Origin of the sequence: Oceanipulchritudo coccoides (assembly GCF_010500615.1) — a bacterium.
In the GTDB taxonomy this organism is placed as follows: domain Bacteria; phylum Verrucomicrobiota; class Verrucomicrobiia; order Opitutales; family Oceanipulchritudinaceae; genus Oceanipulchritudo; species Oceanipulchritudo coccoides.
The window spans coordinates 773,395-799,601 of sequence record NZ_JAAGNX010000003.1 but is presented as its reverse complement, the minus strand read 5'-3'; the positions used below and the strand labels follow the sequence as shown (position 1 = coordinate 799,601).

Below are 26,207 nucleotides of genomic sequence, written 5' to 3'. Positions count from 1 at the left end.
GTTAGTAGTGCGGTGGTTTTTCCGCCTCCGGATCGCGGTCTGGTCCGGGGGTTGCTCCATCCCCGCTTCCCTCAACGCGTGCATCGAGGCGCTTTAAATCCTTTTTCAGGGCATCCAGTTGCTTCGACATGCTGTACATCTCGGCATCCTGCTTTCGGATGTGGTCTTCAAGCCTTGAGACAGCTCGTTCAAGGTGGCTAATGGCTTCCTCGGGGGTCATTGGGTTACTGTTGGCAGGTTTTGCATACTTGTCACGAAGGAACAGACAGGCGACCGGCAACGCCGTGTGGCCTTTTGGGATTGTCTGTGTAATCCAGCGCATCCAGTTTAATCGAGCTAATGGGATCTCCACAACAGGCATCACAGAAACACCCGCAAATTGCCATTATTGGCGGTGGGGCCGCAGGGTTTTTCTGTGCCTTGACGGTGGCGGAGGCAAATCCGGATGCACGGGTGACAATCTACGAGAAGGGGAAGCATTTCCTGCAGAAGGTGAAGGTCTCCGGTGGCGGACGCTGCAACGTCACGCACAGCTGTTTTGATCCGGCGAGCTTGGCCACCTTCTATCCGCGCGGTTCGCGCGAGCTGCGTGGAGCGTTTCATCGCTGGCAACCACAGGGCACAATTGACTGGTTTTCGCAGCGCGGTGTCGAACTCAAGACAGAGGAGGACGGGCGGATGTTCCCGGTCACAGATGATTCGCAGACAATCATCGACTGCTTCATGCAATCCGCCCGGGAGGGCGGGGTAGTCCTTCGCACGGGACTCGCCCTTGAGAAGCTGGCCCCCGCTCCGGATGGATCCTTTACTCTTGGTTTCAGTGACGGGAGCACAGCCCGGGCGGACAAAGCCTGCATCGCATGCGGGTCGCTGAAGGCCTCGCCGCTCAGCCGCATGATCCAATCACTGGGACACACCATTGAGCCGTTGGCCCCGTCGCTCTTTGCCTTCAATGTTTCGGATCGACGGATCATCGGGTTGGCCGGGCTTTCGGTTCAGGATGCCAGTGTGCGCGTCCTTGCCTCGAGCGCTCCCCAATCTGGACCGCTCCTCATCACCCATCGCGGGTTCAGTGGTCCGGCCATCCTGCGCCTGTCCGCATGGGAGGCCCGTGCCCTGCAGGAAGCCTTTTACGAGTTTGAGATCTCCATCAACTGGTTGGGAAATGTATCGGAAAGTCAACTACAGGAATCCTTTAACCGTTATCGAAAATCCTCCGGCAAGGCGACTGTGAAGAACAAGCATCCCGGAGCGATTCCGCGACGCCTCTGGGATCGCTTCATGGAGACAGCAGGCGTTGCTCCCGATACCCGCTGGGCCCAGTTGCCCAAGGATCAGGAGACCGCGCTTGCCAGGGCCTTGCTCGATTCCCGCTTTGAAGTCCGGGGAAAAACCACCAACAAGGAGGAGTTTGTTACCTGCGGCGGGGTTCACCTCAAGGAAATCGATTTTCGCCGGATGGAGAGCCGCCTCGTGCCGGGCTTGCACTTTGCTGGCGAATGCCTCGATATCGATGGCCTCACCGGTGGCTTCAACTTCCAGGCGGCATGGACCGCAGGGCACATCGCCGGCTTGGCGATGGCCGAAGTTGAGGGTCTGTCAAAGTAGGCTGCCACCGCCTTCCAGACCGCTTCTTCCATGCGTTAGCCGCATATTTCCGGCGGGTTCATCAAGGGCTTTTTTTTCTTGGCAAAGCCTTGGATAGCCAATAAGTATTACTTATCGAATGTCAACAAAAATATCTAATAGCTTATATTAGACCCCCTTATTCACCTCCAGCAACCAGGTCCCCGATGAAAGCAGCCACTCCCCTGAACCGCCTTGTCCCTCATTTCTCAACAACCCTGATCTTCGGCCTTCTAGTCACCTTTGGCAGCACTTTGCTTGAGGCCAAGAACCCTTACCGGAAGGAATTCTTCAATTTTTATGGAGGCCTTGTAAATGGCACTCAACTGGACGACCTTCCCAGCAATGCGGGTCATTGTGGCGTCTGCCACTATAATTTCGACGGCGGAGGGGACCGTAATCCTTATGGCTTGGACTTTGAAGCGTCCCCTCACGGCAGCACCTCGGAAATTCACAGCAGTCTGTTCGCCCTTGAGTTGGTCGACTCGGATTCGGACGGATTCGACAACGGCGTTGAAATTGGGGCGATCAGCGATGGGACAAGTTATGTGAACCTGCCGACCTTTCCGGGTCTATCGGGCTCCAACGCAGGCATGGTCCAAAACGTATCGGCGGGAGACGTTTCCCCTTATTTGACGCCCAGCGTAGGGGTGGACACAACACCGCCGACGGTCACGGTGACGACGCCCAACGGGGGAGAGACCCTTGTTGGCAATTCAGCGACAACGATTCAGTGGACCGCGGACGATCCGGAGAGCGGGATCGTCGAAGTGGAGATTTATGAATATGTAGACGGTGACTATAAACACATCGTCAAAGGCTTGGGTAACACAGGCAGCTACACATGGTTTGTGGCCAACCGCCCGCGGACGGATGCCCTGATCCGGATTGAAGTGGTTAATGGAGCCGGGCTCGAAGAGACGGACGAAAGCAACGCCACCTTCACCGTTGAATCGCCTCCCGGGGGATTGGTTGCCACGACGCTGCGGGATTTCGACATGCCGGGAAGCCAGCCATTTGAGGGTGGTTCACTCACTTCTACTCCCGAGAACTGTGCCGTCTGTCATGGTGATTATGACGCGGTAACCGGTGTGGAGCCCTACAACAACTGGAAAGGCAGCATGATGGCGCTGGCGTCCCTCGATCCCCTGTTTGAGGCCAATTTGGCCATTGCGAACCAGGATGCGCCGGATTCGGGTGACCTTTGCCTGCGCTGCCACGACTCCCGAGGTTGGATTCAAGGCCGCTCCGTTCCCACCGATGGCAGCGCGATGCTGCAGAACGACAAAATCGGTGTTTCCTGTGACCTGTGCCACCGGATGGTCGATCCGAATTACCAGGCCGGGCTCAGCCCGTTGCGGGACCTCGAAGTCCTGGGTGGCTTGAGTTTTCCGTCTCCTGACGTGCCGGCAGAATATGGCAATGGCATGTACGTGGTTGATGAGCTGGCCACCCATAAGCGGGGCCCCTTCAATCTTTCCTCTGCCCCCGGTGGGCACGATTTCCTGGAATCTCCATTTCACCGGACGGGAGAATTCTGCGGCACTTGCCACGACGTGAGCAACCCCGCCTTTATCGAGGACGAGTTTGGGGTATTCCAACCGCAAACATTGGACCAGCCCAACACGACCTATTCACCGCACAGTATTGTCCCGGTGGAGAGAACCTATAGTGAATGGAAAGCCAGCATGTATAACACCCCGCTGGGTGTCTACGCACCTGAGTTTGCCGGGAACAAACCCGGTGGATCCGTTTCGACCTGTCAGGACTGCCATATGAGCGACGTTCTAGGCTATGGGGCAAACCCACTCACCAATACTGTTCCCGAGCGACCAAACCTGCCTTTGCACGACATGACGGGAGGCAGCACCTGGATTCCGGAACTGATCGCCAACGGCTCCATCGACTGGATCAATCCTGCCGATTATCCGCATGTGGATCTGGTTGCCGTCCAAGCTGGCATTGCCCGGGCGGAATACATGCTGGAGAACGCGGCTGAGCTGACCTCGGAGCAGACAATCGGGGATCTCGTCGTCCGCGTGACCAATAAGACCGGCCACAAATTGCCAACGGGTTATCCGGAAGGGCGAAGGATCTGGGTGAACGTGAAATTCTTTGATGGCTCGGACACGTTGATTTCCGAGTCGGCGGCTTATGATCCATCAACGGGTGTCTTGGGCCATGATGTCGAGGCGAAGATCTATGAAGTCCATCCGGGCATCGATACCAACGTCGCCACAGCGACTGGCCTCGCTGAAGGCCCCTCGCTGCACTTTGTCCTCAACAACAAGATCTTTGAGGACAACCGCATCCCGCCCTTGGGATTCACAAATGCCGCCTTTGCTGAATTTGGCGGACAGCCTGTCGGCCATACCTACGCTGACGGCCAGAATTGGGACGACTCCAGCTACACGGTTCCTGCCGGGGCCGTGCGGGCCGAGGTAAATCTCTATTATCAGAGCACCAGCAAGGAGTTTATCGAATTCCTCAAGAACGAAAATAACGGACCGGAAGGGAACATCGGTGACAAGATGTATGACCTTTGGAACGACAACGGCAAGTGCCCGCCGACGCTCATGGCCTCGACCGATGTGCCCGTGCTCGAGTCGGGCGGGGACGCTGATAAAGACGGCCTGAGCAATATCGAGGAGCAGGCCTTTGGTTCGGATGCCTGGTCAGCAAACAGTGCCCACCGGCCGACCAGCATGATGGTGGATCATGAAGGCAGCAAATATCTCGCCCTCCAGTTTGTCCGGCTCAAGGAACTGGGTGGCACGCAGATCAACGCCATGGTTTCGAGTGACCTCGTCCAGTGGGATCCGGCGGATTCAGATACCGAGGAGTTCAGCGTGGTCGATAACCTTGACGGGACAGAAACGGTTGTTCTCCGGATGTTGACTCTTCCTGCGCCAGGCGAAAAGCAATTCATGCGCCTCGTGGTCAATTGAGCTCAGGGCCGAACAAACGACCTGAATTATCAGTCGAAAAATTCCCTAGTATCCGATCAGCTCGATTCCGGCCTCTGAAGCTTTTTGCAGAAGGGTGACCTTGTTGAGCATGACGACCTTGTCGGACTCAAGAGCGGCGGTCTTGATCCCGCTGGCTTGCATTGATTCAAGGGTCTTCTCACCGAACACCGGCCAATCAAAATGCGGGTTTTGATCCGGCTTGGCACACTTCACAAAAATAAGCTGATCGGTCTTGTATTTGTTGGCCCGGCTGAGCATGTCGTCGGTCCCTTCAAAAGCTTCCACGGCAAGGACCGTTCCCTTGCGCACGACAACTCCCTGCCCGATATCGAGTGCGGCAACCTCGCGTGCTATCCGGATGCCAAAATCGATATGCGGCTGTTTGGCCTGCTGCTTGCCCGGTGTCATGAGACCGTGGCTACTCAAGTGTCCGTCGAGGAAAGCGCGGGCGTCCAGCATGTTGACCCCGATGCGCTCAATTTCCGCAGTGATGGACCCGAAGATGGTGTGGGCGTTGCGCTCCTTGAGACTCGCCAGCATGGCGAGGGCCTTGATATCCGGCGACAGGTCACGAAAGAGCTTTCCCGGGGAGACCTGCCCCACAAAGAGCGCGTAACCAGCTTCAAGTTTCTGCAGGGCCTTCAGCATCTTGCCGATCTGGCCGACCTTGACAACCTCGCGCTCACCATCCGGGAACGAATCAATCAATTCCGGTTGGGTTTCCCCTTTCAAGGCAATCAGGCGGACCGGGAGCCCGGCGGCCCGTATCGACTCCACCGTGAGAACCGGATAATCCCGCTGGCCGGCAATGACCGCAACCGGCTTGGACGGGTCAAAGCTTTCGGGAAGAAATCTGCTTGTCGGGCAATCAGCCACGAACAACGACATTGAGAATTTTCCCGGGAACGTAAATCACTTTGATGATTTCCTTTCCGCTCAAGTGGGCTGAAACCTTTTCATCGGCCTGCGCAAGGGCAAGAACCTCATCCTGTTTGGCTGTCTTGCTGACTTTCGCTTCTCCGCGAGGCTTCCCGTTCACGAGCAAGCCAATCTGAACCTCATCGGTCTTCAGCAGGTCCTCATTCCAAGTTGGCCAGCCGGCAAAGGCGACCGACCCTTCACCGCCAAGTTTGTGCCATAGCTCTTCAGCCAGATGCGGGGCCAATGGTGCCAGGAGGCGTGCAAAATCCTTGGCTGACTCAACGTTGAGGCTTTCCTCCTTGTTGAGCTGGTTCATGAAAATCATCAACTGCGACAAGGCCGTATTGAAGCGGATGTTGTCGTAATCAGCGGTCACTTTGCGGATTGTCTCGTGGAGGACACGGGTCATTTCGGTCGACTCCGGCTTGTCGGAGGCAATCTTCGGTGGCAATCCGTCCCCGGAACCCACCAGATCCCGGCAGACTCGGCGAAGGAAGCGATGGACGCCCTCAATGCCCTGTGAATTCCACGGCTTCATGTCTTCCAGCGGTCCCATGAACATCAGGTAGGCGCGTAGGCTGTCGGCCCCATGGCTGGCGATAAAGTCGTCCGGATTGACCACGTTGCCACGGCTTTTGGACATTTTCTCACCGTCCTCACCGAGGATGATTCCCTGGTGGAAGAGCTTCTTGAAGGGTTCATCATCCGTGACAACCCCCATGTCCTTCAGGAACAAGTGCCAGAAGCGCGCGTAGAGCAAGTGGAGGACGGCATGCTCGGCCCCACCCATGTAGAAATCGGGAACGCCCCAGTAATCGCGGATTGCCGGATCGAGGATGGCCTCCGCATTAGCCGGATCCAGATAGCGCAGGTAATACCAGCAACTGCCCGCCCATTGCGGCATTGTATTGGTCTCCCGGCGAGCGGGGATCCATGTGCCGGAGGAAGGCTTTTCGCCCGATTGCGGGACGCCTTCACCGGTCTCAAGATTAAACCAGATATTGACCCAGTCATGGTTGTTCGCGAGCGGGCTTTCCCCATCGCCGGCCGGTTCGTAATTATCGGTTTTGGGCAGCTCCAATGGAAGGGCTGACTCTGGAAGCGGCAGGGCGTGATAGAGCGTACCATCCTGATGGTAGGTGACCGGTTCCCCAGGTACAAGGGCGGTGACCGCTGTCTTCAAGTCCTTGATGGAATTCCACGTTTCATCATCCACCCAGACAATCGGGAAGGGCTCACCCCAGTAGCGTTGACGTGAAAAGAGCCAGTCGCGCAGCTTGTAATTGACCGCTGCCTCGCCCTTTCCAGCGGCCTGCAATTGTGCGATAATGCGCTCCTTGCCAGTGACGCTGTCGAGCCCGTTGAACTCGCCACTGTTGATCATTGTCCCGACACCGGTAAAGGCCTCGCCTTCCTCGGGTTCCTCGCCTTCCGGCGGGGAGATCACATCGATGATCGGGAGATTGAACTTGGTCGCGAATTCGTGGTCGCGCTCATCGTGTGCCGGGACGGCCATGATGGCGCCTGTTCCGTAACTCATGAGGACATAGTCCGCGATCCAGATCGGGATGCGTTCACCGTTGACCGGATTGATGGCGTAGCTGCCCGTGAAGACCCCGCTTTTCTCCTTGGCCAGCTCAGTGCGCAAAAGGTCACTCTTGCCCGCGGCTTCCTGGATGTACTTCTGGGCGGCCTTCAGGTTTTCTCCAGTGACCAGTTTGCCGACCAGCGGATGTTCGGGCGCCAAGACCATGTAAGTCGCCCCAAAAAGCGTATCCGGCCGCGTTGTGTAGACCGTGATGCTGTCGTCCCCGGATTCCAGGGAGAAAGTGACATTGGCCCCTGTGCTGCGGCCGATCCAGTTTCGCTGCATGGCCTTCGTCGAATCAGGCCACTCAAGCTTGTCGAGCCCCTCCAGCAGGCGGTCAGCATAGGCGGTGATGCGCAATACCCATTGGCGAAGATTGCGGCGTTCGACGGGATGTCCACCGACTTCTGACTTGCCGTCCACGACCTCCTCGTTGGCAAGCACGGTGCCCAGTTCGGGGCACCAGTTGACCGGGCGCTCATCGACATAGGCCAGCTTGTTCTGGAACAGCTTCAGGAAGATCCACTGGGTCCAGCGAAAGTAATGCGGGTCGGTGGTATTGACCTCGCGCGTCCAGTCGATGGCCAGTCCGAGGGCCTTGATCTGGCGGCGGAAATTATCGATGTTCGTGAGCGTGGTCTTGGCCGGATGGGTGCCGGTCTTGACCGCATACTGCTCAGCCGGAAGGCCGAAGGCGTCCCAACCCATCGGGTGGAGGACATTGAACCCGCGGGCCAGCTTGTAGCGCCCGAGGATATCACTGCCGGCAAAGTTTTCCACGTGCCCGGCGTGGAGGCCTGCTCCGCTCGGGTAGGGAAACATGTCCAGCAGGTAGTATTTTGGCTTTTCGGACTGATTGGGGGCAGTGAAAGTGCCTTCCTTGTCCCAAAACTGTTGCCAACGCTGTTCAATTTCGGTGAATGGGTATTCTTTATTGGATGTCGCCATGGATAACGCCCTGAAATGATGAGTAAAAACTGCGGAGATTGGTCAAGCTCTGGCCGAAGGTCAATGACACAGCTGGTGAAACTGGTTTTCGCCGGTTTTATTTTGCTGTTCATTGGAGGCGGTTGCCAAAGTCCCACGGCGAGTAGCACAGCCGGCTTTCGCAACCTGCTTGATTCGGTGGTCCGGCTGGACGTGCGCGAGGCCAGCTACACCGAGGGAACCCGCAAAATGGTGCGTGGTGTGGGAAGCGGTGTGATCCTTGATGATGACGGCTATATCCTGACCAATGCACATGTGGTCGGGATCAATGCCGAGGAGATCATCATCACCCTGCCAAATCTTGAGCGGGTGGAGGCAGAGCTCATTGGCTGGGACCACTGGACGGATCTGGCGCTGGTCAAGATGGACATGGAATCGATCAAGGAACGAGGCCTGAGCTTTTCCCACGGGGAGTTTGGCGAGTCAAAAGCGCTTTATCCCGGTCAGCCGGTCTTGGCCGTGGGAACGCCCAACGGCCTCACGCGCACCGTGACACGTGGTATTATTTCCAATCCCAACCGGTACTTTGCGGCCTCCAACCAGATTGGCGGCTACGAGACAGGGTATTTCAACACCTGGTTGCAGACCGACGCAGCCATCAATCCCGGAAATAGCGGGGGTCCACTTGTCGATGAGCGCGGGCGCATTGTCGGGATCAATACCCGGAGCTATCTCGGTTCGAATAACCTCTCCTTCGCCGTGCCAGCGAGCATTGCCATGGAAATCCTGCCCCAGCTCAAGGAGCAGGGCCGCGTGACACGTTCCTACATTGGCCTCAAGCCGGGCGCGTTGCAGGATCTTGAGTCCTTTTACGGAATTGAAGCCAACGTTGGGATGCTGGTCGACAGCATTGATCCTGGCTCTCCTGCTGCCGAGGCGGGAATGCGTCCGGGTGATATTGTTCTCGCACTTGACGGGCATCCCCTCGATGTCCGCTTCCCCGAGCAAATCCCCCCGGTCCTTCATGAAATTGCGGAGTATTCAATCGGAGAAACGCTCACTTTCACGGTGTTGCGGAACAGTCGTGAGATCTCCGTGGACGTGATCACGGAAGCTCTCGAGAGCCGGGTTGGTGAGCGTTGGGCTTTTGAAAAGTGGGGGATTAGCGCTGAGGATGTGAGCAAGCCCTATGCCCGCGAAGTCCAGCTTGATTCGGATGAAGGGGTCCTTGTGACCGGCGTCCAGCAGGCCTTTCCGGCGCAGCAGGCCGGACTCAACCGCGGGGACATTGTCCTCTCAATCAACCGGGAAAACCTGGATTCCCTTGATGCGATGAAAGCCTTTTACGACACCTACGAGGAAAATCCTGAGAAGGTGCTGTTTGAGGTCTGGCGCAATCACAGCCTGCGGTATCTTGTCCTGGAGCCGCGGTGAGGGACTACGAATCGCACGAATGCCGTTGATGTTTTTCATGGACGCAGGAATTGAGAGGATTGGGTGCAATTGTGTATCCGGATAATCTGGCGGAGATTGGCCGCTTCCCGGATGAAGCGACTGCCCATGATTACGGCTTGGTCATCCTGAGTGCGGGGGCCGGTTATTGGATTCACACGGAAGAGAGCGGGGAAGTACTGCTCATTGTCGAGGCAGGCTATGCCGGGCGCTTGAGGGAACAGCTTGAATTATACGAGCTTGAATCGGTCAACTGGCCTCCGCAGGAACCGGAGATGCCGGAGCCGCATCCGGGAGCCTACGCCGCCATGACATGGGTGGCTGTCCTTGTCCTTGCCTGGTTGTGTCAATTGCGCTGGCCGATGCTGGTCGAGTGGGGGACCGCCTCCTCCGACTTAATTAAATCGGGTGAGCTTTACCGGACATTTTCCGCCCTGTTTCTCCATGGGGACATCGGGCACCTTGCCGGCAATCTCCTCTTTGGAGCGGTTTTCCTGCATCTTGTGGCGCGGCACATCGGGACTGTTCGTGCATGGCTCGGAGTACTCATGGCGGGTGCCTGCGGGAATTACCTGAATGCAACCGTACACTTCAGCACGTCCCATTATTCCATTGGGGCATCCACGGCTGTCTTCGGCGCAATCGGGCTGTTGGTCGCCCTTCCGCTGGGATTTGGCATCCGGCATTCCTCACGCATGCTGATTCGCGCATGGGCTTTGCCAATCATCGCCGGACTTGTTTTTCTGGCATGGTTTGGAACGGGTAGCGACAGAACCGATACATCAGCGCATTTGATGGGATTTGTTTGCGGGCTTCCTGCCGGCTTGATTGCGGGTGCGCTAGTCCGGGACAAGCCGCGGAAGGCGCGTTAGCGCCGCTTGCCCCGGCGCCCCTTGACGGAATTGTTGAGATGTTTTTTGAAGAGTGGAAGGAGGGTTTCTTCAATATGCTTGAAGCCAGCCTCCAGACCATCGGCCCTGTAGACTTTTCCAATCCCTGCCTCCACGCTCGTTGGCTCCCCGATCGACTGCAGGAAATCGTTCGTTGTGAAGCGAATGAAAAGCTCCTGCCGCGTAAAGTGTGGATGATCCGGTTGTTCCAGTAACCACTGGCGTGCATACAGCGCCAGAACAGCATCTCCAATCCATGCCAGGTCCTTGAGTTCGCGTGGAGTCATTGCGGGAAGATTTGGTTTTAGGGGCCGGCCGAGTCAAGGGCATTGACATTCACATCCGGGGCTGATTTCAGGTATACCCGTCAATCCCCAAAAATTTATGGACTCGATAAAATACCTCCTGAACGACAATCAACTGCCGGAGAACTGGTATAATCTGGCTTCCGACCTGCCCGAGCCGCTGGCACCGGTGCTTCATCCCGGAACTGGCGAACCGGTCGGCCCGGATGATCTGGCCCCGCTTTTTCCACCTGCCCTGATTGAGCAGGAGATGACTTCTGAGCGCTGGGTACCGATTCCCCAGCCGGTGCGGGACATCCTTCTTCAATGGCGCTGCACGCCGCTTTACCGTGCACGGCGTCTTGAGAAGGCGCTCGATACGCCGGCTAAGATTTATTATAAGTATGAGGGTGTGAGTCCCAGCGGATCGCACAAGCCGAACACATCCGTACCTCAGGCCTTCTACAACAAGGAAGCTGGCATCAAGAAGATTACTACGGAGACCGGTGCGGGTCAGTGGGGCTCCTCGCTCTCGTTGGCCTGTGAGATGTTTGGGTTGGAGTGTCTTGTCTACATGGTCAAGGTGAGTTTCGGACAGAAGCCGTACCGCCGGGCCTTCATGGAGAGCTTCGGTGCCAAGTGCATCGCGAGCCCAAGTGAAACAACTGCCTCCGGTCGCGCAATTTTGGAAAAGGATCCGGATTGCACTGGTTCACTGGGGATTGCCATTTCCGAGGCGGTGGAAGTCGCTGCGCAGAATGCCGATACGTCTTACTGCCTTGGAAGCGTTTTGAACCACGTGTTGCTTCACCAGACCATCATTGGAGAGGAAGCGATCATGCAGATGGACATGGCCGGTGATTATCCGGATGTCATTGTCGCCTGTACGGGTGGTGGATCGAATTTTGCCGGTATTGCCTTCCCCTTCATGGGGCGCAAACTCAGGGGGCAACAGGATGTGCGTATTGTGGCTGTCGAGCCATCCGCCTGTCCAAGCTTGACCAAGGGACGTCACGCGTACGATTTTGGTGACACCGCCCACCTGACCCCGTTGGTCAAGATGCACACCCTCGGGAGCACCTTTGTTCCACCGGGATTCCACAGCGGGGGTCTGCGCTATCATGGGATGGCCCCGATGGTCAGCCATGCCTTGCAGCTTGGAATGTGTGAAGCGACTTCATACAATCAGCTGGAATGTTTTGCCGCTGGCGTGCAGTTTGCCCGGGCCGAGGGAATTCTTCCCGCGCCGGAGGCAAACCATGCCGTTGTGGGCGCCATTCGCGAGGCAGAGCGTTGCAAACGGGAAGGCAAGTCCGAGACAATCCTGTTCAATCTGTGCGGGCACGGGCACTTTGATATGCAGGCCTACATCGATTACAATGCGGGAAAGCTCAAGGACTACGCCTATCCGGAAGATGAAATTGCCATGGCCCTTGCCGGCTTGCCCAGTTTCGGGAATAGCTGATCGTCGTTAAGGGCGGTCTTCCCAGAGATTGAGGCGGACAAACTGCCGGGGCGAAGTGTCAACCGGGACAACCACCTCTGCGGAGTTGTCTGGATCGAGAAGCAGGTCACCCCATGTGGCCAGGTCGGGACTGCCTTCAACAGCGGCGCGCAGACCATCGACCAGTAAACCCGGTGTGAACCGGAATTGGAAATTTGATCCGCCAAGAGATTCCCACAGCAGGTAATCCGAAGCAACTTCAGGCGTGGTTGCACTCAGTCCGAAGTAATATTCCTCACCAAGGGACAGCCCATCCTGATCCAAGTCCTCATCCGTTTCTGCGGTTGGCAGACCGAGGCCGATCCTCCATGCATGGAAGGAGGGGGCAACGTTGAATGACCAGGAATCCTGGGCAGTGTTACCGAAGGCATCGGTAGCTGTTGCGCGGAGCGAGTACGACCCTGCAGGCAACTGTCCTGAATCAACCAGGGTGGTATGCCCGTCGGCAGAATTCGAATCAGTCCCGATGGCGTACCAATCCGTTCCATTCCTCGAGAGCTCAAGCAGTGTCGTCAAGTCATCACCCGTATCCGTATCCACTTGCACTGGGATTATCCCTACATGTGTTGAGCCGGCAACAGGGGTGGAGAGCGTGGGTGTCGGTGCGCTGTTGTCGACCCAGACGATAGCTTCGTATTCGCCGGAAAACTCGATATCAAAGTCGAACATCAGGACCTTGAGGCGCACCATGCCATCGGGAACTCCGGTCGTATCGAAATTTGTAATATATTGGCCTCCATTAAATACGCCATCTCCTATCTCGACCCAGGTGCTACCGTCGGTTGAGTAAGAGAAAACCGCGCCGAACGCCCCGGGTGAATCTGTCGTGGAGGCAATTGGCACGGTACCAGTGAGCACTTCACCATCAACAGGACTTGCCAGGATAGGAATGATGAAGCCAAACGGATCCAGGGCATTGATTGCCGTAATCAGATCCGTTGTTGTCCCTCTAAGGCGTGTTTCTTCTCCCGATGTGATATGCCCGCCTGTGGCGAGAGAAGCCAATTCGGTATCCAAGTCACCGAGTTTGCTTGTACTCGTGCTCAAATCCAGATTCACGTATGCGCTTTTTGCAGCTGCGAGATGCCCCAGCGCTGTTGCCTGTTGGCCTGCAGGAACGGTAGCTGAAATGTCATTCAGGAGAAATTCAAAGTGCGTTGTGATTGCCCATGTTCCGCTCCAGCCATCGTGCCAGATGCGAACAAGAGTCCGCGCAGTTTGCGTGTGGAACCCATCCCAGCGTGCGCGCACACGGATGGGCCATTCCTCGTAAGCGGGAGTGCTCGAATCAACAACTGAAGAGACCGTGATTGACCCCAAGGTCGGGAGGGTTCCCCCGGAAGTGGCGGTGGCGGTAGACCCTGATACCGAATAGGATCCGCCAAAAGCCTGTTGCGACAGTCCGGGATCGAAAGTTGAACTACCGCGTTGTGCGGGATCAATGGCCCATTCAAGGGAGTCTGGTGCAACGCCTGTATCCAGGTTGACCAGCACCGTCGCCAGCGTCCCGTGTGGGACACTCTGATTGCTTGGAGTCAGGGAAATAGAAGGGGGAGGATTGTCCGGGACTGTTCCAGGTGCCGGACTCATGGGAGCGCTCCATGGTGAGTTTATGGCATCATGGCGTGCGTTTGGATGGAAGAGGAAATCCTCTGTCTCGCCATACGCGAAGCTGCCTGAGCCGTCCCACCCGTCCGCCGGGATTGTAGCGGTGATCGTGGATCGCGTCAGGGTCAAGCGAGTCCAGAATACCTGCGGGAATATGTCTGCGCCCATTCCCCATGTTATTGGAATGGAAAGGAGCTGGGTTGATCCGGGAGTGACATTGACACTGTAATTTTGAATGACCCATTCAGGTTCGCCAGTGCCCGGGTTTTTCCAGTCACCGCTTTGGTCCCAATCGACAAGCATGTTGAGTGTGCGTGGCAAATCCGGGGCTCCCTCAGGAACAGTGACCCTGACTGTTACCGTTGCCGTCGCGGTCGCTGAATCCAAATCCAGGTAGAAGGGGATAACAGGGAGACCCTCATCACCGGCATCGTTATTGACCAAATTGGCAAGTCCATCGGGATCCGAACCATCGTTGGCATCCGCCTCCGAGCTCGGGGCGGAACCGGGTCCGCCCAACCAGCAGTCAGTCAGGTCGGCGTGGCGTGCTCCGTCACTCGCCAGCAGGGTGGGGAACTGACCAATAATGGCCGGGTTGCCCGGAAAGACGGGATAAAAGGCATCCGTCCCATCCGGGGCATCACCAAAGTCTGCGGCAAAGAGCGATGAAGCCATTAACAAACCAGCGAGCAACATGTGCCGTGTCGGATTGAAGATTAAGTTGTGTGTCGGGTTCGAAATGATCTTTTCCATAATGGGTGATGAGCGGGTACGAAAACAGGGGTTAATGGTCCAACGGTTGAGTTGAAGCAAAGACCCGTTATGGAGTCAATTCTTGAGAAGGTTCCATGTCTTTCAAAAGTCTTCGAAGAAGACAGATCTTTTTATACTCTTTTGACATGTTGTGCGCTACCCTGTCAAAGGCTTGTCAAAATGCCTCATTTGGCGCGAGACAAGCGGTTATGCATTGATCACTGGCTGGGCCAATTCATAATGGTTATTGAGTTGTTAACCCATTATGTCCGTTCGACCACAGTTTCATTTAGTGCTTGTTTGCTTCGCGCTCTTCCTTTCCGGAAGTAGAACCGACGCTGTACAAAGCGCTTATTATCAAGGTGACCCCACTGATTGGGAGCAGTACCTGCTTGAATTGGTCAACCGTGCCCGGGCCGACCCGATCGCCGAAGCGAGCCGTTACGGGCTTGCCGACTTAAATGAAGGTCTGACGGAAGGCGCGATCACTTCGGCACCGAAGCAACCACTAGTCCTGAATCCATTTCTCATTGTCTCATCACGAGCACATAGCCAGTGGATGGTCGATAATGATACTTTTTCCCACCTTGGGCAGGACAACACGTCACCGACACAGCGTATGATCGACTTTGGCTACCCGCTTGAGGGGTCATGGGGCACCGGTGAGAATATCGCTGCCTTCCTTGGATGGAAATCAGGACAACGCACTTCGACGATAAATTTCCATCATGAGGGCTTGTTCCTCAGTGCCGATCACCGCGAAAATATCCTTGGACCAGAATTCGATGAGGTTGGAATTGGCGAAGCTATTGGAGCCTATGTCCTTGACGGATCCGAGTATCCGGTCAGCTCCCTCATGACACAGAATTTCGGATTTAGCGGGGGATCCCCTGTGCCGGATAGTCATTTCCTAACTGGCGTGGTCTATGAAGATCTTGATGGGAATGGATTCTACACACCCGGTGAAGGTGTCGGGGGAATTGAAATTGTCCCCGATTCGGGTTCATGGTTTGCCGTGACGAGTTCCTCAGGTGGATATGCCTTCCCAGTCGGTCTTGGACCCAAAACCCTTGAAGTGGTATTTTCAGGTAATGGATTAGTGACTACAATCAAGTCTGTGGATTTGCCGGGTGGAACTAATGTCAAATTGGATTTTGTGATTGGTGTTGATGATGTGGTGGACCCCTTTTCACTCGCTGTACCCCAAACGGAAGACTGGTACTCCCTTGATTGGTTTGGCTTGTTCACGCAGCCTGAATCGAGCTGGGTCTACAATAGCAAATCCGGTTTCCGCTTTCATTCTCTCAGCGCATCCGGGGATCTTTACTTCTTCAATCCATACACCGGCACATGGGCTTGGTCATCCACCAGCCATCCGGATATCCTTTACCAGCTTGGCGAGAATGCTGGTTGGGTGGGTTACTGAAGCGGGGCAACATTGCCTCCGCAACAGTGTGCATTACGGAAGGATTTGCACGTAAAGGGAATTCTGAAAGGCTTGTTCCTTCGATGTTGAATACCCCTTTACTCATTCCCTTTGTCAGCCTGCTAATCGGCTTATCCGCCCCATCAATGCTCTTGGGCGGAACCTTAAGTCCTTGGGAAATAGAGAAGATGGAGAGCGATCTGGGCATCAGGCTGAGTGCCGAAGAAATTCTCGAGCTTGGATCCATCGTCAAGCCTGACGGCCAGAAGCCGCAGTGGCGCCGCGACGCGGAGCAACGCATCGAAACCCATCGCAGGGCTGACTTGGCAATTGAAGTCCTTGATCGCAACGGGATGCCTGTTTCCGGCGCAGTGGTTGAAGTCAAGTTATTGAGTAATGGCTTTAACTTTGGCGGAGTCCTTGGCCTGCGGGACATGTTCAACGAAACAGGAAATCTACGGATCACGACGGAACGGTACCAATCCCTGGCCCTGAAGATGTTTAATACTGCCGGATTAAACAACGGACTCAAGCCGAAGCTCAGGAACGGGAATGAGTACTTGCTGCCCGGCTTTTTCGAATGGGCCCAGGCGAATGACCTGCCTGTGCGCGGGCATCTTCTGATCTGGCCGGGAAATACAGGCAACAATCATTTGCCGGCGGATATCCTCTCGGATGTCGAGGATGTCGAAGCGGCCATCGCCAATGGGGAAACTCCCGGGACTGTCGATGCGCTCAAGGCGATCCTGAAGGCAAATATTGATGCAATGATCACCGATTGGGCCTCAAAGTGGCCCGTATATGAATGGGATGTCATTAATGAACCGCGAGGAAACTTCCGCGTACAAGACTTGCTGGGCTATGGAGAGATGGCCGAGTGGTTCAAGATAGCCGAAACTGAGGCAGTGCTTCCAGGGTGTGAGTTCTTTCTCAACGAGAACCAGATTATTTCAGCCAAATCAGAGTCGCTGGATTTCGACTATTACACGACTCGTCGCGACATCTACAAGGCCAGCGTTGACCGGATAATCAGTGACGGTGGACCGATCAGTGGACTTGGTTTTCAATCACGTTTCAAATGGGAGCATATTGATCCAGGGATCATCTACGATCGTTTGGAAGAATTCTCCCAAGCCTATGGGTTGGAGATGGCAGGGACGGAGTTTGAGATTAAGGAAAATGACCGCGCAGGGTTTTATCCTGACGAGCAATTACGGGCGCAGATGACGGAAGAGATCATGACCGCCTTTTACAGTCACCCGATGGTGACTGGTCTGAACGCGTGGACCTACATGAGCGATGATTCATCCGCCCTGTGCGACTACGATGGCTCAGTCAAACTAAACGGTCTTGTCTGGTATTATCTCAACAGGATACGGTATTATACGGAGAGTATCCAAAGTACAGATACATCGGGAAGAATAGAGCTTCGCGGGAACAAGGGTGAATATGAAGTTACGGTCCGCAACGGCGAGGAAGTGACGGTGAGCCGCTTTAATCTGGATTCCAGCAAGACAATGCAAGTCCACCTCAGCTCGGATACTGGTGCCTCAATGTGGGGAAGCTTCCCCCTCCTGTTGGATGAGTATGTGGACAGCGGTTCCTGGCTGGGATTGCTCCATGTACGAACTGCCCCCTGGATCTGGTCATTCTCCCTTTCATCCTGGCTATACGTCCCAGGCATAACTGCGATGGATGGAATGGGCTGGGTTTTTGTCCCTATTCCCTGAGCCACGGCGGTTGGATTGGTCGGAGGCAATGGTCGGGCTGACTGGATTCGAACCAGCGACCCCTTGCACCCCATGCAAGTGCGCTACCAGACTGCGCCACAGCCCGCCTTAAAACGAACTCTTAGCTTGAATGGATGAGTGAGTCGGGGTCAAGGCAATCCTGCAAAATGGTAATATGGGATTTGATTTCGGTAGAGGGGGTGCAAGGGGCGGTTATGGGCTTGAAGAGTGACAAGGCATTCGACATTCTAATGCCTGCCTTAAGGCTTTGGCATTGATTCTAATATCCCAGCCCCGAGGTGAAGTGTTCCATACTATAGTTGCCCCCATCGGACTCAACCCCGCCGATGACCTACCAAGAATCAGACTATTCCTCCGAAAGCGACTTGAGGGCCGCAGTGGTGGAGTTGTGCCGACGGATGAGGCGGGTGGAGGAGCGACTGGGGTTGGAACCAGTGGAAGCAAGGTCTCATAGCGGTGTTCCTGAGGAGCGGGTCTCGGACCACCCTGCGGCAGAGATGCTTCAGAAACGCGAATCCCTCGAATTTGAAGTTGGTCAGAACTGGTTTGCCGTGATCGGAATTGTGGTCATGGCGATTGGCGTTGGGTTTGCGCTTTCTTTGCCCTTTGAGGGCTTGCCATCCGCAGTGCCATCTGCGGTTGGGGCAACCCTGAGCCTTTTGACGTTCGGTTTAGCAAGGGTGGCCCGAAAATCGTTTGAAACGATCAGCAAGTATTTGCGAGGGGCTGGGATGCTTCTCCTCTTTTTTTCAGCTTTGCGCTTATTTTTCTTCGGCAATCCACCTGCCATGGAGACGAGTTCTCTGGCTGGCCGGGGCATTCTTCTAGTGGTGCTGGGAATCAACCTTGTTCTAGCCTGGAGGCGTAGTTCACCTCATTTGTTTATCCTTGCCCTGATTACCGGGTTTGGAACGGCTGTGGTGAGTGGCTCGACCTTGTTTTTACTTTCCCTCACAACGCTGTTGGTGGGGGTTGCGGGATGGGCGCAATTGAAATGCGGATGGCGGATGCTTGTGCCCGTGAGCTTCATGTTGGCCATGGCTACCTATGCGGTTTGGGCGACAAATAACCCGGTGCTCGGGAATGAATTTAAAATCGTAGACGAGAGTCGCTGGGCCCTCATCTTTGTCCTGATTTGGATTATGGGTTCGACGGTTATCGTCATGATGCGGGAGCATCGAGAGGTGGAGGACGCGCCCGTCCAGATTACCGGGCTACTGATCTGCGCCTTCGGATTTGGCCTCTTCTTCCTGCATAACCTGTTTGCCTACAAAGAGGCCTTTCTGGTTTCACACATTGCGGCGTTCATCCTGTTTCTTTCCCTTTCATTGGTTTACTGGAAGCGCGAGCAGAGCTGGTTTTCGACATTTATCTATGCGATGACCGGTTACATGGCTCTGAGCTTTGCACTGATCAAGGCCTTTCCGGTTCCCGAGGTTTTCGTCGCTCTATCGCTGCAAAGCCTGGTGGTGATCGCCACAGCCATCTACTTTCGTTCACGGTTCATTGTTGTGAGCAACTGCCTGATTTTTATCAGTATCCTTATTGCCTACACTGCCCTGACCAAGCAGGAGCAGGGGATGAGCATCGGGTTTGGCGCGGTGGCACTATTCAGTGCGAGAATCTTAAACCTGCAGAAAGACCGGCTGGCATTGAAGACTGATCTGATGCGAATTATTTATCTCGTTATCGCCTTTTTCGCTTTCCCATATGCGCTGTATTATCTGGTACCCGGGGCTTATGTGGTCGTCGCATGGGCGGGAGTGGCTCTCTTTTATTATGCGATGAACTGGATTATCCGAAACAGGCGGTATCGCTGGATGGGACATCTGACACTTCTGCTCACAGCCCTCTATGTGATGATTGTCGGGACCCGCCAGCTTGAGCCGCAGTACCGAATTCTCTCCTTCCTTATCCTCGGGTCCCTGATGCTTGTCGTATCACTAGTTTTTACGATCTCGCGTGCAAAGCGAAAGGCCAGGGAAGGCACCAAGGAGGAAGCAGAATGATCGTACTTGGATTGTCCTTAAGTCAGGGATGGTTATTCGGGGGAAAGGGTGCGGACGTAAGCCGCAACACTGGAAATCTCCTCTTCAGTGAGTTTGCTTCCGAAAGCCAGCATCACTTTTTTGCCCTTCTCATTTTTCAAGCCATCGGTGACTGCGGCAACAATATCCTCGTCGGTTATGCTTTCCTGGACTGCAGGATCGGTATAGTCACGGATGGAAAACTTTTTGCCCATTACTGTGTCACCGTCGCCGTCCTCGCCGTGGCATTTCTTACAGTTTTTCATCCACAGCTCCTCTCCAGAATTTGCATTGGCAACAAGTGGAACGGAGGCCAGAGCCATAAGGGAAACGAGGCATATAAATGGAGTCTTCATAGATTCAGCCTGTTGGGTTCTCGGTTTCCTGTCAATGCTGTTGATCTCTCGCGCATTGCAAGGGGCCAGCCGTAACTTTACCATGAACTTATCACAAAAGATTATTTTTACCTGCGGAATAGTGACAGTCGCTGTTTCCGTTTTAAGCGCTTTCAAAGAAGCGGTTCCTTCCGATCCCGAACCATTGCTTCCGAACGAGGAGGAATTGATTGCAGTGGCTCCCCCGCCTTTCTCGGAAGGCATCTTTCCCTGTTCAGATTGCCACATGGAAGATGATGAAGTAGACCGTACCCCTCGCGTAGTGGACTTTCATGACACAGTCGACTTCGATCACGATGAGGAAAACCGATGGTGCCTTGACTGCCACGATGCGCAGAACCGGGACATGCTCCACCTTGCTGACGGACGTCTTCTTCCCTTTGATGAATCCTATCGCCTTTGCGGGCAATGCCACGCCCAACAGCTCAAGGGGTGGAAGGCCGGCGACCATGGACGCCGGACCGGCTCGTGGTCGGGGAAAAAGGAATATCTCCTTTGTGCCAGTTGCCATGATCCGCACTCTCCGAGTTTTAAGCCAATTGCGCCCCTTCCAGCCCCGGTGCGCCAGGAGGAAATACGATGAACACACCCGAAAATAAACAGAGTGAAAAGGTCAACCGGCGTGACGCGATCAAGACCCTGTTCACCCTTGCGGCGGCCTATACGGCTACTGGATGCAAACGGGATGCAGATGCCCTGAGGTCATTCTTTCAGACCAACTTCAGGGAGATGTCGCCGGAGCAGCTTGCCTCCACTGTGGAAAGATGGGAACGGCGATATGAGAAGCGCTTTGATCGTGAAGTTAAAGTTTCCACCACGCCTCCCCAGGAGGATGTTCTGTTCGGGTACGCGCTTGATGTCTCGCGTTGCATAGGTTGCCGTCGCTGTGTCTACGCCTGTGTTGAGGAAAACAATCAATCCCGCGACCCGCAAATTCACTGGATACAAGTGTTGGAGATGGACAAGGCCAAGGGGATTGATCTCATGCATGCAGATGCCTATTATGATGCCGAGGAGGTTCCCCAGGAAGACAAATTCTATTTTCCGGTACAATGCCAACAGTGTGAAAATCCGCCCTGTGTGAAATCCTGTCCAGTTGGGGCGACATGGAAAGAGCCTGATGGGATCGTTGTCATTGATTACGACTGGTGTGTTGGATGCCGCTGTTGTGTGACAGCCTGTCCATACGGCGCGCGCCATTTCAACTGGACGAAACCAAGCCTTCCGGTGAATCAGTTGAATCCTGATACGGAGTACCTTGGCAATCGTCCACGTCCCCAGGGGGTTGTGGAAAAGTGTACATTTTGCCTTCAGCGAGCGCGCAAAGGCCGTTATCCGGCCTGTGTTGAGGTCTGCCCTGTCGGTGCCCGGAAGTTTGGCAACCTTCTCGATCCCAAAGGCGAGATCCGCTACATTCTAGAGAATCATCGGATCTATATTCTGAAGGAGGAGCTTAATACCCAACCGAAGTTCTTCTATTATTTTTCAATCTGATTTCAAAGAGGGAACAGACATGCGCACAATCTTTCGAATCATCTTCAATGGAAGTCCGGCTTATTTCATCTGGGTGATCTTCCTTCTTGCCTGCATTATTCAGGGGCTTCTGGCCTATGCCGGGCAATTCACTGAAGGACTGATCGTCACCCACATGCGGGATTCAGTTTCATGGGGATTCTATATTGGCAATTTCACCTTTCTCGTAGGTGTAGCCGCATCAGCCGTCATGCTTGTGATCCCTGCCTATGTCTATAACTGGAAACCAATCAAGGAAGTGGTCATTTTCGGTGAGCTCCTGGCAGTATCAGCCATTATCATGTGCCTTCTATTTGTCCTTGTTGACATGGGGCACCCGGAACGCCTTTGGCACATGATTCCCTTCATCGGGCGGCTCAATTTTCCTTCATCCCTGCTTGCATGGGATGCCCTCGTCCTGAACGCGTATTTGGCGGTCAATACATTTGTCGTGGTCTATCTGCTATGGTCGGCCTACAAAGGAGAGCATTACAACACGCGCATTGTGATCCCGCTTGTAATTCTATCGATTCCATTGGCTGTTGGAATCCATACGGTGACGGCGTTTCTTTACAACGGAATGGCGAGTCGTCCTTACTGGAACTCGGCGATTCTTGCTCCGCGCTTTCTTGCCTCAGCCCTGTGTTCTGGGCCAGCAGTTCTGCTTATCCTCTTCCAAGTTCTCCGGCGCATCACCAGTTTTGAAATAAAGGACGATGCCATTCACAAAGTGGCGGAGCTGATGGCCTATGCGATGGGCTTCAATCTATTCCTCTTTGGAGCAGAGATTTTCAAGGAGTACTATTCGAACACGCACCATGTTGTTCATTACGAGTATCTCTTTTTTGGTCTGCATGGTGAGCCGTCGCCTATTGCTTGGTATGCATGGACTTCCCTGGTATTTTCAGTCGTCGCATTTCTCTTGTTTGTTGTGCCAGCAACCCGACGCAACTTTTTCACGATGAATCTTGGCGCTGTGATGATTTACTTCTCCGTATATATTGAGAAGGGGATTGCCCTGATCATCCCAGGATATACCCCGGACACGCTCGGTCAGATTTACGCCTATACTCCCAGCATAACTGAAATTCGGGTAGCTGCAGGAATATTCGGCATCGGCTTCCTGATCTTTACCCTCCTCGTCAGGATTGGGATATTCCTGCTTTTTGAGAAAGACAACCTTGTGCGGGAAGATTCAGCCCTCGAGAACAAAGTCGGTGTTGTTCGGCCGGGAGAGGATCAGCTGTGAGACATTGATATTGCGGGATGCGAAAGCCGCTTCGCAATACGCCAGATAGTAATTCCATTTACGGAAAAAAGTTTCATCAAATCCCAGATCCATGACGGCATCCCTTTTTTCGTTAAATTGATCGCGCCAGATGTTGAGCGTTTTCGCGTAGTGCATGCCAAAACTCTCGAGATGCTGCAGGTATAGATCGCCAGTCGCATTGACTGAATCAATGAGGGCCTTGATAGAGGGGAGCTGGCCACCCGGAAAGATGTGTTTCTTGATCCAGTCGACTGACTTGCGCATGGCGTCATAGCGTGAATCAGGGCAGACAATTACCTGCAGGCCAACCCGGCCGGCCGGCTTGAGCAGGTGATGGCATTTCGCGAAGTAATCCTTGAGATATTGGTGCCCGACCGCCTCGAGCATCTCAATGGAGGCGATGGCATCAAACTGCCCTTCGATATCCCGGTAGTCGCTGAGAAGAACCGTGACCGAATCCTTTAGACCCTCCTCAAGCACTCGCGCACTTGCTTTTTCAAATTGAGCTTCCGAAATGGTGATTGCCGTCATCTTCACCCCGAAGTTGCGTGCGGCGAAGATCGAAAAGCCGCCCCAACCACAGCCAATCTCGAGAACTTCCATGCCCGGTTTGAGCTGCATCTTTTCACAGAGGCGCTGATATTTGTTTTCCTGGGCCGTCTTCAGGTTCTCATCGCCCATAAACCACGCGCTTGAATAGGTGAGGGTCTCATCAAGCCAGAGCGAATAGAACTCGTTGCTCAGGTCGTAGTGTTCACTGATATTGCGGCGGCTGTTATTCCGTGTATTTCGACGCGTCCAGTGGGCGAATTTATTCAAGGTCCCCAGAAGGTGAAACGCCAGGGCCTTGGCATGGCTTCCCGACATCTGGGGAATGTGTTCCAGATTGTCGATGAGTGCGGCAATCACGTGTGTCAGCTCGGGCGTGCTCCAGTCTCCTTCCATGTAGGCTTCACCAAAACCGATCTCACCATTGATCAGGATTCGCCGGAAGAATGACTTGCTGTGAATGTTGAGGATTGCTGTTTCCGTGTCTTGGGACTCTTTTCCGAACAGTATTTCCCTGCCTTCAGGAAGGCGCAGAAGAATCGGCGATCGGTCAAAGCGTTCGAATACGGAAAGGACGGTTTTCCGTGCGATTCGGTCCAGCCATGAGGACTGGTCGACTGCCTGGGCTGGCATTGTGTTGGAATCAATGGGTTTCATTGGGAGAAATGTTAAGCGATTGTCCTTTTTTTGGGAGGATTCCCTTTTGAAGATGCGGGTCATCCGATTTTTTATGAAACGGAACCTTTTTCAAATATAATTTCAAGGCGTGCCAGTGAATGAGGATGATCACTTTTAATGTGATAAAGGGAAAACGCAGGCTGTAGGCAGCAAGGGACCGGTTATTCAGGGGCACCGCGTGACCGGTCAAGCTTGAGCGAAAGAATGGCTTGCTGGCCCCTTTTTCTGAATTGTTGACATACAGTGCCAGGCGATCGCTTGGCAATTCGACCTTGATCTCGAGGCGTTGGTCGAGATCGGAGAATGGGGAAATGTAGAACAGCTTGGGATACTCTTTCTTGAACTGGCTGGCCTGCAGATCCGCCTGCGTCAGGAGGAATGGCTTGAGCTCACCGAACGTGTTGTGAACCTCGACGATTACCGCAATTGCTTGTCCGCCTGAATCATAGCAGAAATAAAAGCTGACCGGATTAAAGACATATCCCATCGTGCGAAGATTCGTGAGGAGCGATATACGGGCAGGTTTCTCATCAATGCCTTCCTTCGACAGGTAGGCCTCCACATTTTCGCGGAGTGTCGATTTCCCCAGATAAAGGTGATCGTCATCACGAAATGAATACACATTGAAGCGGTTGCGACTAAAGAACCGATTGGAGCGCGCAACCTCATCAATTTCATCCAGGTCAAGCATCCACATGAAGATCCGGCTGGTGAAGCCGTAATCAACCGGTGAGACCCGTTTGTGAAATACGTGGCAATTATATAGCGAGCTTTGCATAGGCGGCAGAGTGCGTCAGCAGACGATCTGCGGCTGCATAGCCGGAGAGGATGCCATCTTCATGAAACCCGTACCGGAAATAACTGCCGCAGAAATATAGCTTCCGGTTTTCATTGAGGTGAGGCAATTCAAATTGCGCATCGACGGACTTCTTTGAGAACATGGGATGGTCGAAGGTAAATTCCCTTGCGACCTTCTCACGGTCGACGATGTCCGGCTCGTTGACAGAGACCATGACCGTCTTGTCAGTGGGAAGCTTTTGCAGCGCGTTCATCCAATAGTGGGTGCTGGCCTGCCGTGCGCCTCCATTGACTTCATCGATGCGGTAATTCCATGAGGCCCAGGCCTTTATCCTCTGTGGAAGCACTGAGGCGTCGGTGTGAAGCGTGATTTTATTTTTTCCGTATTCGAATGAGCCGAGGAGTTCACGCTCCTTGTCCGTAGGGTCTTCAAGCAGCTTCAATGTCGTATCCGCATGGGTTGCCATGACTACCTTGTCAAAGCAGCGTTCTTCCCCGCTGGCATCTCTGACCCGGACCCCGTTCTCATCCCGCCGCACGGATGTGACCGGTGCGTTACAGCGAATTTTATCCTTGAACGGTGCAATCAGCTTATCGCGATATTGGCGTGAGCCCCCCTTGACCGTCCTCCACTGGTGATGGGTGCGGACCCCGAGGAGGCCATGGTTGTACATGAAGCGGATCAGCGTGTGTGCGGGAAAGCCCAGCATTTCGTCCGGAGGTGTTGACCAGATGGCCGACGTCATGGGGACGAGGTAGTAATGCATGAAGGCCTGGCTGAAGCCATGCTTCTGAATGAAGCCCTCCAGGGTTAAATCGAGGATCTCCGGATTCGCCAGCTCGCCGACGGCAAGTTTGTTGAAGCGCAGAATGTCGCGAATCATGCGAATGAAACGCGGACGAAGCATATTCCGACGCTGGGCAAAGAGCGCATTCAGACTTGAGCCCGAATATTCAATTCCGTCCGGCCTGTATTGTACGCCAAAGGACATGTCTGTTTCGAAAGTCTCCACCTTCAATTCAGAAAACAGCTGTGTGAGCAGGGGATAGGTGGTCTCGTTGTAGACCATGAATCCGGTGTCTACAGGAATGCCGCTATCCCCAACTAGATCAACCGTGTGGGTGTGTCCTCCGGGCTCCTTTTGGGACTCATAGAGCGTCAAATCAACCTGTCGGTGAATGCGATGGGCGCATGACATGCCCGCAATCCCAGTCCCTACAATGGCTACAGTTTCCATATCTTCAAATTACTAATGCCACTGGAGTTGGCAATCCACTC

At 54.4% G+C, this 26,207-nt stretch carries 20 protein-coding genes and 1 tRNA gene; 11 read left to right on the top strand and 10 right to left on the bottom strand.

Features of this window, described 5'->3' with window-relative positions:
- Position 1: 1 nt before the first annotated feature.
- A complete protein-coding gene (locus G0Q06_RS13950) occupies positions 2-322 on the bottom strand; it encodes a SlyX family protein (RefSeq protein WP_163967265.1) in 321 nt (106 codons plus the stop codon).
- A 17-nt stretch (positions 323-339) separates the two neighbouring features.
- On the opposite strand from G0Q06_RS13950, the gene G0Q06_RS13945 reads away from it, so the two are divergent.
- Positions 340-1,608 carry a BaiN/RdsA family NAD(P)/FAD-dependent oxidoreductase gene (locus tag G0Q06_RS13945; RefSeq protein ID WP_163967263.1) on the top strand — a complete coding sequence of 423 codons (1,269 nt, stop codon included), beginning with the start codon at positions 340-342 and terminating at the stop codon, positions 1,606-1,608.
- Positions 1,609-1,793: 185 nt separating this feature from the next.
- Positions 1,794-4,574 carry an Ig-like domain-containing protein gene (locus G0Q06_RS13940; RefSeq protein WP_163967261.1) on the top strand — a complete coding sequence of 927 codons (2,781 nt, stop codon included), beginning with the start codon at positions 1,794-1,796 and terminating at the stop codon, positions 4,572-4,574.
- A 45-nt stretch (positions 4,575-4,619) separates the two neighbouring features.
- Here G0Q06_RS13940 and G0Q06_RS13935 read toward each other — a convergent pair whose 3' ends face one another.
- Both G0Q06_RS13935 and leuS read right to left on the bottom strand, forming a co-directional pair.
- Complete coding sequence (locus G0Q06_RS13935) at positions 4,620-5,483, bottom strand: LpxI family protein (RefSeq protein ID WP_163967259.1); 864 nt, start codon at positions 5,481-5,483, stop codon at positions 4,620-4,622.
- On the bottom strand, positions 5,464-8,052 hold the full coding sequence (gene leuS, locus G0Q06_RS13930) for a leucine--tRNA ligase (protein ID WP_163967257.1): 2,589 nt from the start codon (positions 8,050-8,052) through the stop codon (positions 5,464-5,466). Before leuS ends, G0Q06_RS13935 begins: the two co-directional genes overlap by 20 nt.
- A 63-nt stretch (positions 8,053-8,115) precedes the next feature.
- Here leuS and G0Q06_RS13925 point away from each other — a divergent pair, with 63 nt between their 5' ends.
- Entirely contained in the window at positions 8,116-9,465 is a 1,350-nt protein-coding gene (locus G0Q06_RS13925) for a trypsin-like peptidase domain-containing protein (protein ID WP_163967255.1), read from the top strand.
- A 59-nt stretch (positions 9,466-9,524) separates the two neighbouring features.
- Positions 9,525-10,355, top strand: a complete 831-nt coding sequence (locus G0Q06_RS13920; protein ID WP_163967253.1) for a rhomboid family intramembrane serine protease — start codon at positions 9,525-9,527, stop codon at positions 10,353-10,355.
- Here the strand turns inward: G0Q06_RS13920 and G0Q06_RS13915 are convergent.
- Positions 10,352-10,660, bottom strand: a complete 309-nt coding sequence (locus G0Q06_RS13915; RefSeq protein WP_163967251.1) for a ribonuclease III domain-containing protein — start codon at positions 10,658-10,660, stop codon at positions 10,352-10,354. The genes G0Q06_RS13920 and G0Q06_RS13915 overlap by 4 nt on opposite strands.
- Positions 10,661-10,757: 97 nt before the next feature.
- Here G0Q06_RS13915 and G0Q06_RS13910 point away from each other — a divergent pair, with 97 nt between their 5' ends.
- Positions 10,758-12,122, top strand: a complete 1,365-nt coding sequence (locus tag G0Q06_RS13910; protein WP_163967249.1) for a TrpB-like pyridoxal phosphate-dependent enzyme — start codon at positions 10,758-10,760, stop codon at positions 12,120-12,122.
- 6 nt (positions 12,123-12,128) lie between these two features.
- Here the strand turns inward: G0Q06_RS13910 and G0Q06_RS13905 are convergent, their stop codons facing one another.
- Positions 12,129-14,522 (bottom strand): GEVED domain-containing protein, encoded by a 2,394-nt coding sequence (locus tag G0Q06_RS13905; protein ID WP_163967246.1) that lies wholly within the window; start codon positions 14,520-14,522, stop codon positions 12,129-12,131.
- Between the two features lie 265 nt (positions 14,523-14,787).
- Between G0Q06_RS13905 and G0Q06_RS13900 the strand changes: the two genes are divergently transcribed.
- Both G0Q06_RS13900 and G0Q06_RS13895 read left to right on the top strand, forming a co-directional pair.
- The gene (locus G0Q06_RS13900) at positions 14,788-15,948 is read left to right on the top strand and encodes a CAP domain-containing protein (protein ID WP_163967244.1); all 1,161 of its coding nucleotides are present in this window, start codon (positions 14,788-14,790) and stop codon (positions 15,946-15,948) included.
- A 188-nt stretch (positions 15,949-16,136) separates the two neighbouring features.
- Complete coding sequence (locus G0Q06_RS13895; protein ID WP_163967242.1) at positions 16,137-17,678, top strand: endo-1,4-beta-xylanase; 1,542 nt, start codon at positions 16,137-16,139, stop codon at positions 17,676-17,678.
- A gap of 29 nt (positions 17,679-17,707) precedes the next feature.
- On the opposite strand, the gene G0Q06_RS13890 is transcribed toward G0Q06_RS13895, so the two are convergent.
- Positions 17,708-17,784, bottom strand: a tRNA-Pro gene (locus G0Q06_RS13890).
- 241 nt (positions 17,785-18,025) lie between these two features.
- Between G0Q06_RS13890 and G0Q06_RS13885 the strand changes: the two genes are divergently transcribed.
- Positions 18,026-19,708, top strand: a complete 1,683-nt coding sequence (locus G0Q06_RS13885; RefSeq protein WP_163967240.1) for a DUF2339 domain-containing protein — start codon at positions 18,026-18,028, stop codon at positions 19,706-19,708.
- A gap of 32 nt (positions 19,709-19,740) precedes the next feature.
- On the opposite strand, the gene G0Q06_RS13880 is transcribed toward G0Q06_RS13885, so the two are convergent.
- The gene (locus tag G0Q06_RS13880; protein ID WP_163967238.1) at positions 19,741-20,082 is read right to left on the bottom strand and encodes a c-type cytochrome; all 342 of its coding nucleotides are present in this window, start codon (positions 20,080-20,082) and stop codon (positions 19,741-19,743) included.
- Positions 20,083-20,164: 82 nt separating this feature from the next.
- Here G0Q06_RS13880 and G0Q06_RS13875 point away from each other — a divergent pair, with 82 nt between their 5' ends.
- Genes G0Q06_RS13875 through dsrP form a run of 3 tightly spaced genes read left to right on the top strand, consistent with a single transcriptional unit; the run spans position 20,165 to position 22,882 of the window.
- Entirely contained in the window at positions 20,165-20,704 is a 540-nt protein-coding gene (locus G0Q06_RS13875; RefSeq protein WP_163967236.1) for a hypothetical protein, read from the top strand.
- A complete protein-coding gene (locus tag G0Q06_RS13870) occupies positions 20,701-21,615 on the top strand; it encodes a 4Fe-4S dicluster domain-containing protein (RefSeq protein ID WP_163967234.1) in 915 nt (304 codons plus the stop codon). Before G0Q06_RS13875 ends, G0Q06_RS13870 begins: the two co-directional genes overlap by 4 nt.
- A gap of 19 nt (positions 21,616-21,634) precedes the next feature.
- Positions 21,635-22,882: a sulfate reduction electron transfer complex DsrMKJOP subunit DsrP gene (gene dsrP, locus G0Q06_RS13865; protein ID WP_163967232.1), complete on the top strand. Its 1,248-nt coding sequence runs from the start codon at positions 21,635-21,637 to the stop codon at positions 22,880-22,882.
- Here the strand turns inward: dsrP and G0Q06_RS13860 are convergent.
- From G0Q06_RS13860 to G0Q06_RS13850, 3 genes are read right to left on the bottom strand one after another with little or no spacing between them, the layout of a single operon-like run.
- Positions 22,829-24,109: an SAM-dependent methyltransferase gene (locus G0Q06_RS13860; protein ID WP_163967230.1), complete on the bottom strand. Its 1,281-nt coding sequence runs from the start codon at positions 24,107-24,109 to the stop codon at positions 22,829-22,831. The two genes, dsrP and G0Q06_RS13860, sit on opposite strands and share 54 nt — an antisense overlap.
- On the bottom strand, positions 24,096-24,908 hold the full coding sequence (locus G0Q06_RS13855) for a DUF1365 domain-containing protein (protein ID WP_163967228.1): 813 nt from the start codon (positions 24,906-24,908) through the stop codon (positions 24,096-24,098). The genes G0Q06_RS13860 and G0Q06_RS13855 overlap by 14 nt, the downstream gene beginning before the upstream one ends.
- On the bottom strand, positions 24,889-26,166 hold the full coding sequence (locus tag G0Q06_RS13850) for an NAD(P)/FAD-dependent oxidoreductase (protein ID WP_163967226.1): 1,278 nt from the start codon (positions 26,164-26,166) through the stop codon (positions 24,889-24,891). Before G0Q06_RS13850 ends, G0Q06_RS13855 begins: the two co-directional genes overlap by 20 nt.
- Positions 26,167-26,207: the final 41 nt, after the last annotated feature.